A 14377-nucleotide genomic window follows, 5' to 3' on the forward strand; every position below is an offset into this window, starting at 1 on the left:
GGATTGAATTTTTATTATTAAATGCACAATAAATATGAAAGGCCGAACATATAACATTCGGCCTATTATTTCATAAACAAATCAAGAGTCTGCCGCACGGGTCACTATTTACCCAGAGCGACTACAACTATTTCATAACTCTGCCTGCTCATCGCTACTACGTAAGATGTAGTCCGTCATCCAAGCCGTTCCGAGCAAACAAATCCAAACAACAAAGACAGGGTTTGGTACTTCAATGTTTGGGCTAACGACTAATGCAGCGAACCCTACGGTCGGCAAAGTCCAGCAGAGCAACTTACCCCAACGCATCGAATTTCGAATCTTAGTTAACGCCTCCATAGAAGCCAGAATTCCCGTAATACTTAGTGCGACAAGCACAGCATAAGGCAAATCAGCTAACCACAGTGGCAGCAACAACAGCAATGACCACCAACTGTGTTTTTCTGAAGGTTTCCAATGATTTGCTGCCCACCACATGACTATCACTGATAAGGTTTGCACCACTGTCAACCACGCAGAGCCATCAAGCTTCCCGGCTTGTTGTGTCACCATAATGCCTACTTGTAAGGTCAATACAATCAGACCAGCGGTAAGCAATACGCCTAGTGAACTACGACGTGAGAACACGACCATTAATAGTGGGAATAGGATCAAAACGCCCACTGACAATGCAATCGGCTGCATCGACAGAGTGACACCATAAACGGTCATGGCACCGAGCAGAATCAAACCGGCAATTCCTCCTTGTGGCAATATCCACAGTGCGGGAATCATTAAGGCGAGAACGGGGATCTCTCCTTCGCTCAAACTGATGGCACGAGCACACACCACGGCAAGAAGAGTCGTAATAAGAAATTGAAGTGTCGAAAAAATCATAGCGCCTCCTGGCTTCCCCAACCAACTTGGTAACTCAACGGCATGTCAAACTGGGCATTAAAAGTCGTTGAGCGGGTCTATATGTAAACTAAGCATAAGCTTGTTTTTGTATTTCCAACTTACTCTGAGAGATCACTTGCAGCTCACAAAAGAAACAATAAAAGGCGGTGAAGAGAGATGAGCGACAAATGATGTTAAGGAGCAAGAACTGATAGCGAAGTACAAGTCTTGTGTATTACCATTCCTTGGTAAACAACAATGGACACTTTCAGTATGGACCAATTTTTAATGCAAATCTTTGCTGTAATTCACCAAATTCCCACCGGACGTGTTTCTACTTATGGTGAAATTGCCAAAATGGCTGGCTATCCGGGCTATGCAAGGCATGTTGGTAAAGCGTTAGGTAATCTACCCGAAGGCAGTAAACTGCCATGGTTTCGTGTCATAAATAGTCAGGGGAAGATTTCGTTGAAAGGTCGCGATCTGGAAAGACAAAAGCAAAAGCTTGAAGCTGAGGGAATTGAAGTGTCTGAGATTGGAAAAGTCTCGCTCAGAAAATACAAATGGCAGCCTTAATGGCTGCCATTTTAACAATCAGTTGGGCTAACGATTAACGAGTACCAACAAGACGAATGTTTGCTTGGTGCGTTTGTTCTGTATCTGTAATGACAGGAATGCTTGTGTCATTGATAAAGCGCAATTTACCATCCACTTCGATACGAGCACGTAGGCTGTAACGGTGGTTTGGTTTGATATCGTTGCTGTTGTAGCTCAGTTCAAATGCCAAAGGTACTTGTTTACCCTCTGTCTCGAATGTTTGTTTCGCTAGTACTTTAGCTGGGGCATCCGCAAGAGAAACATCTTCTAGCGCAACCGTAACGACTGCGTGCGGAGGCAGTGCAATACGCTCACGGTAAGCCACTGTACCTGTAATTGTCTTCATAGACGCCTCAGCTGATTCCATTTCTGTTGTTTGAGAAGTTTGGCAACCCACTAGTGCAGCACCGAATAGTAAAGAAGTAACAAGTAGTAGTGTTTTTTTCATAGTTTCCTCAACGGGTGTATCAATTCGCGCTAAGTATAGAGGGAGATTATTAAACTGTCTGCTGTACGCTTATCTATTTGACAATAGTTTGACTAAGTTAGAAATTATCAAACAGTTGATTTTGTTTCATAATTGAAGCAGCAATAAAAACAAGGTGAGGAGACATCATGAGTAAACCACTAAGAGAATTGCTCAGCCTACTACAACTCGAAAAACTAGAAGAAGGCTTGTTCCGTGGTCAAAGCGAGAACCTAGGTTTACCTCAAGTTTACGGTGGCCAGGTTATTGGACAGGCATTATCTGCTGCACGTTACACTGTAGAGGACGCACGCACAGTGCACTCGTTTCACAGTTATTTCCTCTATCCTGGCGATCCAGAGAAACCAATCATCTATGACGTAGAGAACCTACGTGACGGGCGCAGCTTTAGTACTCGTCGAGTCAAAGCGATTCAAAATGGTCGTCCTATTTTCTATCTAACGGCGTCTTATCATGGCGATGCTCCTGGTTTTGATCATCAAAACACCATGCCAGATATTCCTGGACCGGAGAATTTTCCTTCGGAAACTGAGCTTGCCAGCCATATTGCAGAGTTCTTACCCGAGCGTTTACGCAAAACATTCTGTGGCGAAAAACCTATCGAGACTCGCCCAGTCAACATCGTAAACCCATTGAAACCTAAGAAAACTGAAGCGAAACAGTACCTATGGATTCGCGCCAATGGAGAAATGCCAGAGAACCAACTGATTCACCAATATCTCCTAGCTTACGCGTCGGATTGGGGCTTCCTAACAACGGCACTTCATCCACACGAAGTGTCATTGATGACTCCGAACTTCCAAGTGGCAACCATCGATCACTCTATCTGGTTCCACCGCCCGTTTAAGATGGATGAGTGGTTGCTGTATGTTATTGAAAGTCCAACCGCCAGTAACACTCGCGGTCTAGTTCGTGGGGAAATCTACAACCAACAAGGTCATCTTGTTGCAACGGCAGTTCAAGAAGGTGTGATGCGCTTTACCAAATAGCTCTTCTCACAAATTGGGACTAAAAAAGGAGTGCTTATGCACTCCTTTTTATGTCAGTTAGTTTTTTTGATATTCAAAAGTAACAACAGACCACTCGTACAAGCTGTCAGGAAGACCGTACTCACCTTCACCATAAATCACACCTGGTTCCGCGTATTGCCCCCCTTTCTTAGTGGCCAGAAACTCGCGATGTCCACGTCGGTACTGAATCAATGGGCTGACTATCTCGTATTTGGTTCCTTTTTCAAGCTTGCTGTCATCAATAACCAAATAACGAGTCATACGAAAGGTTGCACCGGTTTTACAATAACCTTCCGCTGAATAGTCGATCGCTAAAAATGGGCGAGGATCATTAGGATCCAATAATGCAGCACGACAGCCATCAAAACGAGCAATATGCATCCACACAGCTCGCACTGCCATTGGGTCATCATTATCTGTTGGCCTCATCAGCAACAGGGCAACTTTACCTTCACCATTCTCAACCAATTCAGTATCTGTAGGCTCTCGTAATAAGCTCGCTCCCATAATACCAAATTCACTTTCTTTTAAATTAGCGAATTGTTGTGCATTCAATTCACTACCAACGACCGTTTGACCACCTGTTAAATGTGTGTACTTATCCGCCACACCAGAAGCAGAGAGGTTGAGTGCTACTGTTACCGGAGTGTCACTCATCTCTTTGTAATCGCGGGTTTCTTTCTCAGCAATATTAATTTGCACAGCGCTACTAGAATCATAACCTTTTAAGGTGATAACACCGCGTGAAGGATCTAGTGACGCTATATTTTCGCGTCTGGTGTTGTGTAGTACGTAACTGCGCTCGCCAATTGCTCGACCAAAATCTAGCACCACTTCTTTGAAGGGTTCAAACTCTACGTCTTGGCGAAGTACAGATAAACCAGGGTGATCGGCTTTGCCTATTTTCCCCTGATAGCTGACCTTTTTAGTTAGGTAGTTACGTCCTGTCAGCGTGGCTTCAACCATGTAATCTCCAGCGTGCAGTATCGTTAACTCGCCATTGTTTGAAGCCATTTTTACAGACGGCGCTGATTGGTTGATCAAGCGATATTCAGCTTTGACACCATCACCGTTTAAATTAGGTTGTAACTTGTCACCAGAGCCATATGTCGCTTGTGGATAGGCAATAGTCGCACGGCTCTCAATCGGTTTAACGGTAACACTAAAGCTTGCTTGTCCAGCGGAGTATTGCTCATTGCCCACATCAGACACGACAATTCTTGTGTTGCCAGCATTCAGAATACGCATTTCACCTGAGTTAGGGTCTAATGAAACCACATCGGTTTCTGAACCTTCAGCAAACGCATAGCTGACCTGACCAACCACTCCTGAAATTGTCGGTTTGGCTACCGATGGTTTAAGCGCGTTCCAATTAACTTCGACATCAGAGCTAATCTGGATTCGACTCGGTGCACTCAATATGGTGAAGGTTACCGTTTGCTCTGGTCCCGCGGTATAGTTCTGACTCTCTTTACGACGTAACGTTAAGGTTGTCACACCCGCTTTATACACGTGAACCAGACCATTCGCGATGGCATCAGCAACACTCGGCTGGGTATTATCGAGAACTTCAATTCCATCGCCAGAAGCGAGCAACTCAAAATCACGTAATAACTGGAACTGATGATTTGTGCTGTATACAACCTCATAGTCTTTCACAGGCATTGCTGAGCCTTGAGCCTTGGCGACATTAAGAACGACATCAAACTGAGTCGATTGATAATACTCACCACCATCATCTTCAAAGCGCAGCGTATAGCTGCCTGCTCTATTTACATAGATTTTACCGGCAGCAATTTGCAGCCCTTCAGGAATAGAATCAACTAAACTGAGTTTGCCTTTCTGACCAGCAAACTGCAGTGGAACTGTTAACTCATCTTGATAAGTGAGAGCAATTGCAACATCTTCCATGTCTGGGTGCGGTGCTGGAGCAATATCAACCGTGATTTGAGTTTGCGCATTAGGAAAATTGCGTATTTCTCGCTCAATAATGTCGATTTTTGCTTGACCGACACCTTGTATGATCAGAGCGTCTCCATTTGGGGATACACGAACAACATCTTGCCCTTCAGCCACATCAAAATAGTAGTCGCCCTTTGCATTGCTAACGAGAGGATACAGCGATTGGTTAGCACTGTAGTTTGCAGCGATATTGATAGAGTTGAGCGGCTGACGCTTACCTTTGGCAACGTTCACCACAAAACGGGCTGTTTGTTGCTGCTGAACAAAACCTTGGCTGTATGTTGCCGTCGCCTCTATTTCGACCTGCCCTGCGTTATGAATCAACAGTAAACCGGTGTTCTTATCAAGAATTTCAACAACATCGGATTGGACGTTACTGTCAGCAAGCTTAAACGTAAGACTCTCAGTTTCGACGTCATCCAGTCGAACTGGTTCTAGCGTTAAACCGTCCCTATAAACAGGGCTTAGAGGCGCAAACTGTAATTGTTCAGCACCAACTTGGAAAACATGGACATTGGCATAAATATCGCGCGCTTGGTAATAATCATCTCCCGTATCGTGAATACGGATTCGCGCCTGACCTTGCGCTCCAATAGCATACACGCGACCATTTTGGTTTACGCGAACCAAGTGCTCATCACCATCAACCACTTCAAAGCTTATTTGGCCTCGTTGACCACGAACAACCAATAACTCACCGTCTTTATTCAATGCGTTCAAATTGAGTTCGTTGACCACTAAATCGGGGTTAGTGCCTTTGCTCACTGTCACAGTGAACTCTGCCTCAGAAGACTCATAAATCGAGCTGTTATCCGTCGCTTTTACCTTCGCGATGCCAGGGCGCAGAATTTGCAATTGCCCAGATTCATCAATTTGGACCACATTAGAAGGTGTTGAAGAAAGAATTTGGTATGTGATCGTGCCCTGCACATTGCTCATCGTTGTATTAAGAACGTGACCAACGCCATCAAAGGCAAGCGTTGTGTCTTCTACCTTTAACTGAGCACGGCTTTGCTTGGTCGTTTGAGTTGAAGAGTTTGAATTATCGGGTTTGGAATCACCGCCCCCACCACCGCAACCTGCAATAACAGCAGCGAAAAACAAGAGAAAATAATATTTTTTCATTTTTTGTAATAATTTCTTACATCAGGAATGTGGCGCGATAATAATACGATGTTTTATTCATCACCACCCCCATTTGGGATTAATTTCATACCTATCAACCCCGAAATACATTCACAAGATCCATAAATTGCCGACAATTTTCGAAAACTTGCAAAAACAAAAGACAAGCAAACGTTTACCTTACGTTAAGTTATTAAATTAGCGATAATAAATATTGGGTTTTCAACAGGTTAAAATATAAGCACCAAATCACACTTTGAGGTGCTAATAATTGTAAGAGGTAAAAGAAGTGAGCCCTAAAAAGGCGCTCACGGAGATGTGAAAGAGAAATTAAACGCCATAAATTGGTAGCTCAGTAGTGTACTTTATCGGTTCCATAGCAAAGGTTGATGTTACGTTGGATAAACCTTTTACACTGTTCACCAATCGTTTATAGAACTCATCAAAACACTTCATGTCTTTGACGACCACTTTCATCATATAGTCGTATTCTCCTGCCATGCGATAGAACTCCATCACTTCAGGGAAATCACTTACGGTCGTCACAAAATGGTTATACCACCCTTCTGAGTGATCACTGGTTTTGAGCTGCACAAACGCAATGAAGGATAAATCTAACTTCTCCGCACTCAGTAGCGCGACACGCTTTTCAATATAGCCTTCATCTTCTAGCTTTTTTAAACGCTTCCAGCAAGGCGTGGTCGTCAGATTAACTCGCTCAGCTAAGTCATTTAATGACAAGGTTCCATCATTTTGGAGGAAAGAAAGCAACTGCTTATCGATTTTATCTAAGACCATTACTATAAAAACCCTTTAATGTAGAAAATTTTTCTACTTTTGATAAATAACAGAACAATAATAGCAAAGTTTTTCTCTGCAGTTATAGGTAGATTATCCCTATAGACAAAAACAACTACCCTACAGAATTTTGAGGAGTCATGTTATGTGTACTGACCACAACTGGATCAACAATGCTGTACGCAAAATCGAAGCAGACTTTCAACGCTCAGCAGATACCCACTTATTCAAGTTAGATCTACCTTCTTTGGAAGGCATCGATATCTACTTAAAAGATGAAAGCACCCACCCGACAGGCTCACTAAAGCACCGCTTGGCACGCTCGCTGTTCCTTTACGCGATTTGTAATGGTTGGGTTGGTCCAGAAACCACGGTGATCGAAGCATCGTCAGGCAGTACAGCGGTTTCTGAAGCGTACTTCGCTCGTCTTCTTGGCTTACCATTTATTGCGGTGATGCCAAAAACGACAGCACGCAAGAAAATTGAACAAATCGAATTCTACGGCGGTAAAGCGCACCTTGTTGACCGTTCAGACCAAATTTACGATGAGTCTCGTCGACTAGCGAAAGAGCTAAACGGTCACTACATGGACCAATTTACTTACGCTGAGCGCGCAACTGACTGGCGTGGTAATAACAACATTGCGAACTCTATTTTTAGCCAAATGGAGTTGGAAGATCATCCAATCCCAAGTTGGGTTGTAATGAGCCCAGGTACGGGTGGTACATCGGCAACCATTGGTCGCTTTATTCGTTACCAAAAATACGACACAAAACTGTGTGTGGTTGATCCAGATAACTCGGTATTCTATGACTACTTCCAGTCTGGCAACGCAGAGATTAAAGGCGAAAACGGCAGCAAGATTGAAGGTATCGGTCGTCCACGAGTAGAGCCTAGCTTTATCGCAGGTGTGGTAGACGAAATGCGCAAAATTCCTGATGCAGCAAGCGTAGCAACAGCACATTGGCTGTCTGGCTTAATTGGTCGTAAAGTTGGCGCGTCGACAGGCACCAACCTATATGGTGTTCTTCAGCTTGCATGTGAGATGAAACAACGGGGTGAGACTGGCTCTATCGTAACGCTTCTGTGTGACTCTGGTGAACGTTACCTAGACACTTACTACAACACGGATTGGGTAAAAGAAAACATCGGTGACATTCAACCTTACCTAGCACAGCTTGAAATTATTCAGTCAAAAGGTTGCGTTGAACCAGCATGTTGCGGTCCAATCACTGAGTAAAACTCAGACGCCAAATAAAGAAACAGCCCGCTCAATCAGCGGGCTATTTTTTATCTGCTTAATACAGAAAAATCACTTCTTCTGGCGTGCTTCAAATGCAGCCAATTGCTCTGGCGTTGCTTTAGGTTGGTGGTTCTGTTTCCATTCATCGTAAGTCATGCCATAGACACGCTCACGAGCATCATCGATATCGATATCCGCACCTAGTTCTTCAGCTTCTGCTTTATACCATTTGCTAAAGCAATTGCGGCAGAAACCAGCAAGGATCATGAGATCAATGTTTTGCACGTCTTTATTTTCATCCAAGTGAGCCAACAGGCGACGAAATGTCGCTGCATCAAGCTTGTCTTGCTCTTCTTGGGTTAGATTTTTGTACTTGAATTCAGCCACTTTACTTTCCTTTTATTTATCTCGCAGTTCATAGCATAGAAATGAGTGAGCGTGCTGAGTCTAAAATCTGCGTCATTACAACAAATTTCCTTGTAAAATCACGCACTCACCCAAAAGACTGATATGATAACCGCCAGTTATCTTATTGATTAAATTAATACTAATTCTAAAAACGGTCTTTCACAAAGGTTATCGCCAAGTTATGAAAAACGCCATCCTATTATTATCTGCATTGACCATGAGTCTGCCAACTTTCGCTACTCAAGAACAAACTCACCAATCTTATTTGTACCTTGGAACTGGTAATGTGGGCTTCGACACGCCGGAGTTTGGTTCTGATCGAGACAGTGGTTGGTCAACACCTCATATTACAATTGGCTGGGGCTACAACGTAAACCAATACCTTGCGTTTGAGGGTGTGTTGCGTTATTCACAAAATGAACTTAAGAATGATTCTCTTAAGACAGATTTAGACCTTCATTACTACCAAGCAGGTATGTCAGCCGTACTAACAAGCGATAACTTGGGTGATACACCATTGTCACTATTTGGTCGCGTGACCGCATTGGGTACTCAAGCAGAAATGTACATTCCTGATGTTCAAAAAGTCACCGATGACTCTGGCGCGCTATTCAACGTTGGTGCAGGTATTCACTGGGACATGAGTAAAGATATTTGGCTTCGTGCTGAGTACATCTACAATGTGGCAGATATGGGCTTTGATAACTTTTATGACAGCTATGAAGGTGTCCAAGTAAGCTTAGGTAAACGCTTTTAATCAGACTTTCCCAAGCTTATATTACGTTCAGAATTGAAGACAAAAAAACCGAGGTCATTACCTCGGCTTTTTTGAATTTATTGCACGGAGTCACTAAGCAACTTATTGTTCAGAAAACTGACCAGCGGTGTCTTGCTTCACATGACTACTGCCTTGACCCGCATCCAATGAGGTCAAAATGTTTTCTTGGCGATCTTGAATCGCGCCTGTTAACTGCGGTAACGCAGTTGTCGCTAATAGCGCCATTGCACCAGCAACTAAAACCATCTCAACCATGTAACTGCCACGGAATTTTTTCAAGGGAACACCTCAATAGTAACGCCAGCCAAAGTATTAATCCTCAGATACATTGCCTGCCAAGACCCATCATTCGGTCAAACACGATGAGCGAGTCCTGTGCCCCTCGAAGAAGTGGCGAAATAATAACCAATAATTATCATTAGATCTATAAATAGCCAAGCGAAAAATATAAAAAAACCGAACGAAAATTGTTCGGCTTTTATATTCAACGTCTTAGCGGTAACACCTTATGGATGAGCAATACGTCCTTTTGTGTCGTGGCTTAGCGCTTTGTTCAACTCAGCCTCTACATGACCAGGTGAACGTGTCTTCGCAGAGATCAATCGGTACATCGCAGGGATAACAAACAGTGTCACTAATGTCGCAAAGCCCATACCGAAGAAGATAACCGTACCGACAGCCACACGGCTTTCATAACCCGCGCCTGTCGACATGATCAAAGGAATCGCACCGGCAAGTGTTGTGAATGCAGTCATCATGATCGGACGTAGACGACGAGCTGCCGCATCAGTAATCGCTTTTTCAAATTCAATGCCACGGTCACGTAACTGATTAGCAAACTCAACGATCAAGATACCGTTCTTAGTTACCATACCGATCAACATGATCATGCCGATCTGACTGTAGATGTTCATCCCTTGGCTCATCACTACCAAACCAAGGAAGCCACCAAAGACCCCCATCGGCACAGTGAACATTACCACTAGAGGGTTGACGAAGCTTTCGAACTGCGCCGCCAATACGAGATATGCAACTAACAATGCCAAGGCAAATACAACTGCAACACTGGCTTGGTTCTCTTTGAAGTCCTTTGATTCACCAGAATAGCTCACTGAAATATCACCCGGCAGGTTATCAATCGCTTCTTGGTCTAAGAAATCAAGCGCCTCACCTAAAGTGTAGCCTTCTGATAAGTTGGCAGTAATGGTGATGGATTTCTGTTTGTTATAGTGAGACAAACGAATCGATGCAGCCACTTCTTCTACCTTAGTCACCGTATCTAAAGTCACTAGCTCACCGCTGGTAGTGCGCAAGTAAATCTGGCTTAAGTCAGCCGCGTTATTGAAGCTATTTTCATCACCTCGAAGGTAAACATCATATTCTTCACCACGGTCAACATAAGTCGTTTCACTTTTACCACCAAGCATGATTTCCAGAGTTTCAGAAATGTCTTGAACACTCACGCCAAGTTCAGCCGCGCGGCGTTTGTCGACAGACACCAATAGCTCTGGCGTTTTCTCTGAATAATCGATTTCAGCGCCTTCCATCATTGGTGATTCTTCAGCTTTGTTCTTGAGCATTTCTGCCCAGACTAATAGCTCATCGTAGTCCGAACCGCCCAAGACAAACTGCACTGGTTCACTCGATCCACCACGGAAACCCGGCATGAATGGGAAGACACGAACGTCAGGAATACCTGCCAGTGATTTGCGAACTTGATTCAACGCATCTTGAGCAGTGACATCACGTTCGTTCCAGTCTTCCAGAATCATGATAACGAAACCCGTTTGGTCACCCGCTTGACCACCGAATGCTGGAGTTTGGATACTGAACGATTTCAAGAACCCTTGCCCTAGTAACGGCATTAAGCGATCTTCTACAATGTCCATGTTCGCTGACATACGGTTATAGGAAGTTGCATCTGCACCACGAACAAAGGCAAAGATCACGCCTCGGTCCTCTTGCGGAGTTAACTGTGCAGGCACTTGATTCATCAAGAAGTAACTGCCACCCATACACGCGATAATAACCAAAGGTGCAGCCCAACGAACTTTCAACGCACCGCGCAGCGCTTTACGATAACCTGCTTCCAATTTCGCAAACAGCTTATCAACGGCTTGATTAAATCGGTTTGGTTTCACGTTCGCTTTTAGAATTTGACTGCCTAAAACAGGAGTAAGCGTCAAAGCAATTAAGGACGAGAAGATCACCGACATTGCCAACAAAACTGAGAATTCAGTAAACAGCAAACCGACCATGCCATCCATAAAGGAGATCGGCAGGAATACCATCACAAGAACTAACGTTGTGGCGATAACAGCAAAACCTACTTCACGCGTACCTTTGTAAGCCGCCAATAATGGTGATTCACCACGTTCAATATGGTGGAAGATGTTCTCTACTACTACGATTGCATCGTCCACAACCAGACCAATAGACAAGATCAACGCCATCAAGGTAATGAGGTTAATAGAGAAACCGAAATAGTAGGCAGCGATGAATGATGAAATCAGTGACACTGGTACCGTCACCGCAGGAATCAACGTTGCTCGTGCCTGACCGATAAAGATGTACAAAACCAGAATTACCAGACCACCCGTAATAAAGAGTGTACTGTAGACCTCATCGATCGAACGTTCGATAAAGACAGTGGCATCATAATCAATAGCTAGACGAGTCCCATCTGGCAAAAACTTCTGGATTTTATCCACTTCAGAACGCACAGCCTGCGCAACTTCTAAAGGGTTCGCATCTGATTGAGGCACCACCCCCAAACTGATGTTCACGACACCATCACTCTTAAAGGTCGAGTTTTCGTTTTCTGCACCGATAAACACATCAGCCACGTCTTTTAGGTAAATAGGCGTGTTGTCACTTGCACGTTTCACCACAAGGTATTGGAAATCTTCTGGCGTGTTGTATGTACGGGCAGTTCGCACTGACATCACTGTCGAATCGTTTCGAACTTCACCACCCGGACTTTCTAAGTTTTCACTACGAAGCGCTGCTGTAATATCAGAGGCAGTAACCGAACGTCCTGCCATCAGATCTGGTTTGAGTTTCACGTACATCACTTTGTACAAACCACCAGACAGATCGATAGAACTAACACCCGAGATCAAACTGAAACGGTCCATAAGCACACGTTCGGCATAATCCGTCAATTGTGTGCGGTCCATCTCTGATGAGCTGAGGTTAATATAGAGAGAAGCTTCACCAGAACCATTGTTTTTGTAAACAACAGGATCATCAGCTTCATCTGGCAACGAACGCTGTGCTCTAGCTACCGCATCACGAACATCACTTACGCCGGTATTAAGGTCATAACCCAATTCAAAAGTGATGGTGATACGCGACATGCTGTTGCGCGTAGTGGAGCTAATTTCATCAATTCCACTGATGCCCGAAAGTTGATCTTCCAGTACCGAAGTAATTTGGCTTTCAATGATGGTTGCAGAAGCGCCTTCATAACGAGTGCTGATCGATACAACTGGACTTTCGATATCTGGCATTTCACGCACTGCAAGTTTGGTAAACGACACAAAGCCGAATACACATAGCAGCATGCTTAATACCAGCGCCGCAACAGGGCGTTTTACGGAAACGTCAGAAAGTAACATTAATTTGCTTCCTTAGCCGCTTCGTCTTGCGCGCCCTGCTCACTGGTTGCATTCGCAGTTTTCGCTTTTCCTGGTGCGATGATTTCTTTCACTTCGACGCCATCGCGCATGTTCACAATACCTTGCACGACAATCTTGTCGCCAATCTCTACACCAGATTCAATCACCACTTCATTATCGACACGTGCTCCCAAGAACACTTCTTGACGCTTCGCTTTGTTGTCTTCATCAATAACGTACACAAAACGCTTCGTTCCGGAATATTCCAGCGCTTGAACTGGGATAATTGGTGCTTCAATCGCAGGGAATGCCAAAGACGCATTCATAAGCATGCCTGGCTTCAGATGGTTTTCTGGGTTGTCGAATTCAATACGAATACGTAAGTTCAACGTTTCTGCACTGATACGAGTATCGATGCCTGTGACTTTACCGACAAAATCAACACCGATCCAAGCGCTGGTCGTCGCGTGAACCTCCATACCAACAGATAACATGGATAGGTAACGCTCAGGTACTTGCAGATCCAGTTCCATTACGGACAAGTCATCTAACGTCAGCAACTCAGAGCCTGCACTGACCATTTTTCCTCGACTAAAATCGATAAAACCAACCGTACCGGCAAAAGGTGCACTGATATTTAGATCCGCTAGGTTAGCTTTTGCTGCATCTAGACGCGCTTCCGCAATCTCTACGCTTGCTTTTTGCGCATCAATTTCCGTTTGAGTAATGGCATTACGTTTCACCAAACGCTGAAACTCTTTTAACTTACGCTGTTCATCTTTTAGGTAAGCTTTTGCTTCTACTAATGCTGCTTGCGCTTTGTCATCATTTAGTAGAATGAGCAGCTGATCTTGTTGAACGTTTTGATTGGCTTTTACGGGGATATCTTTTACCTTGCCAGCAACTTCAGAAGCAACAATCACTGATTGGGCAGCTTCTAGCTTACCAATCAATGATAGAGATTGGTTGATTTGATGCGTCTCTACTTGTTCAGTTACGACCGTAACCGTCGATGGACCACGTTTTGCAGCAAAAGCCGCAGGTGATGCCATTAAAATAGAAAGCGTTAGAACGGATAAAGTGGCTCTCATACTCATAATTTTGACTACTAAACAGATAAACTTATGTCATTAAACTGATTACAGTTTATCAGTTGATACGACGCCTAACGTCAAGTAGTGTAAATTCAAGTAAAAAGTCAGTTTCTCTTTTGTATAAACGACATACAAAACGCTGACTTTCTACCATCTTTGCCCAAAAAGGCAGCATTCAACTTAAAAACGTAAGAAAAACGCTTTACAGCTTGAGCGAGTTTGCTATGATGCGCTCCGCACTTGAGAGATGTGTTGGGAAAACATTCTTAAGTATAAAAATACCCTGGAGGGGTTCCCGAGTGGCCAAAGGGAGCAGACTGTAAATCTGCCGGCACTGCCTTCGATGGTTCGAATCCGTCCCCCTCCACCATATTCTTTC

At 44.1% G+C, this 14377-nt stretch carries 12 protein-coding genes and 1 tRNA gene; 5 read left to right on the plus strand and 8 right to left on the minus strand.

Annotation, left to right across the window (positions count from 1 at the left end):
* Positions 1–132: 132 nt before the first annotated feature.
* Positions 133–876, minus strand: a complete 744-nt coding sequence (locus MHO32_RS03300; RefSeq protein ID WP_005446632.1) for a hypothetical protein — start codon at positions 874–876, stop codon at positions 133–135.
* 273 nt (positions 877–1149) lie between these two features.
* Between MHO32_RS03300 and MHO32_RS03305 the strand changes: the two genes are divergently transcribed.
* Positions 1150–1452, plus strand: a complete 303-nt coding sequence (locus MHO32_RS03305) for a DNA base-flipping protein (protein ID WP_005446629.1) — start codon at positions 1150–1152, stop codon at positions 1450–1452.
* Between the two features lie 34 nt (positions 1453–1486).
* On the opposite strand, the gene MHO32_RS03310 is transcribed toward MHO32_RS03305, so the two are convergent.
* The gene (locus MHO32_RS03310; RefSeq protein WP_038899106.1) at positions 1487–1921 is read right to left on the minus strand and encodes a YbaY family lipoprotein; all 435 of its coding nucleotides are present in this window, start codon (positions 1919–1921) and stop codon (positions 1487–1489) included.
* Between the two features lie 167 nt (positions 1922–2088).
* Here MHO32_RS03310 and tesB point away from each other — a divergent pair, with 167 nt between their 5' ends.
* A complete protein-coding gene (gene tesB, locus MHO32_RS03315; RefSeq protein ID WP_005446627.1) occupies positions 2089–2949 on the plus strand; it encodes an acyl-CoA thioesterase II in 861 nt (286 codons plus the stop codon).
* A 57-nt stretch (positions 2950–3006) separates the two neighbouring features.
* Here the strand turns inward: tesB and MHO32_RS03320 are convergent, their stop codons facing one another.
* Together MHO32_RS03320 and MHO32_RS03325 are read right to left on the minus strand one after the other, a co-directional pair.
* Positions 3007–6057 (minus strand): cadherin repeat domain-containing protein, encoded by a 3051-nt coding sequence (locus MHO32_RS03320; protein WP_239210643.1) that lies wholly within the window; start codon positions 6055–6057, stop codon positions 3007–3009.
* A 330-nt stretch (positions 6058–6387) separates the two neighbouring features.
* The gene (locus tag MHO32_RS03325; protein WP_009698328.1) at positions 6388–6855 is read right to left on the minus strand and encodes an Lrp/AsnC family transcriptional regulator; all 468 of its coding nucleotides are present in this window, start codon (positions 6853–6855) and stop codon (positions 6388–6390) included.
* A gap of 145 nt (positions 6856–7000) precedes the next feature.
* On the opposite strand from MHO32_RS03325, the gene MHO32_RS03330 reads away from it, so the two are divergent.
* Entirely contained in the window at positions 7001–8095 is a 1095-nt protein-coding gene (locus MHO32_RS03330; RefSeq protein ID WP_009698329.1) for a PLP-dependent cysteine synthase family protein, read from the plus strand.
* Between the two features lie 72 nt (positions 8096–8167).
* Here the strand turns inward: MHO32_RS03330 and MHO32_RS03335 are convergent, their stop codons facing one another.
* Positions 8168–8485, minus strand: coding sequence for a DUF1244 domain-containing protein (locus tag MHO32_RS03335; RefSeq protein ID WP_005446621.1), 318 nt, complete (start codon positions 8483–8485; stop codon positions 8168–8170).
* A gap of 202 nt (positions 8486–8687) precedes the next feature.
* On the opposite strand from MHO32_RS03335, the gene MHO32_RS03340 reads away from it, so the two are divergent.
* On the plus strand, positions 8688–9263 hold the full coding sequence (locus MHO32_RS03340; RefSeq protein WP_005446619.1) for a porin family protein: 576 nt from the start codon (positions 8688–8690) through the stop codon (positions 9261–9263).
* A gap of 102 nt (positions 9264–9365) precedes the next feature.
* Here the strand turns inward: MHO32_RS03340 and MHO32_RS03345 are convergent, their stop codons facing one another.
* From MHO32_RS03345 to MHO32_RS03355, 3 genes are all read right to left on the minus strand, one after another.
* A complete protein-coding gene (locus tag MHO32_RS03345; RefSeq protein WP_009698330.1) occupies positions 9366–9563 on the minus strand; it encodes a type II secretion system protein in 198 nt (65 codons plus the stop codon).
* A gap of 227 nt (positions 9564–9790) precedes the next feature.
* Positions 9791–12904, minus strand: coding sequence for a multidrug efflux RND transporter permease subunit VmeF (gene vmeF / locus MHO32_RS03350; protein WP_005446615.1), 3114 nt, complete (start codon positions 12902–12904; stop codon positions 9791–9793).
* Positions 12904–14001 (minus strand): efflux RND transporter periplasmic adaptor subunit, encoded by a 1098-nt coding sequence (locus MHO32_RS03355; RefSeq protein WP_239210644.1) that lies wholly within the window; start codon positions 13999–14001, stop codon positions 12904–12906. The genes vmeF and MHO32_RS03355 overlap by 1 nt, the downstream gene beginning before the upstream one ends.
* Before the next feature lie 282 nt (positions 14002–14283).
* Here MHO32_RS03355 and MHO32_RS03360 point away from each other — a divergent pair.
* A tRNA-Tyr gene (locus tag MHO32_RS03360) sits at positions 14284–14368 on the plus strand.
* Positions 14369–14377 lie beyond the last annotated feature (9 nt).

Source organism: Vibrio sp. MMH1-50 (genome assembly GCF_022347645.1).
In the GTDB taxonomy this organism is placed as follows: Bacteria; Pseudomonadota; Gammaproteobacteria; order Enterobacterales; family Vibrionaceae; genus Vibrio; species Vibrio harveyi.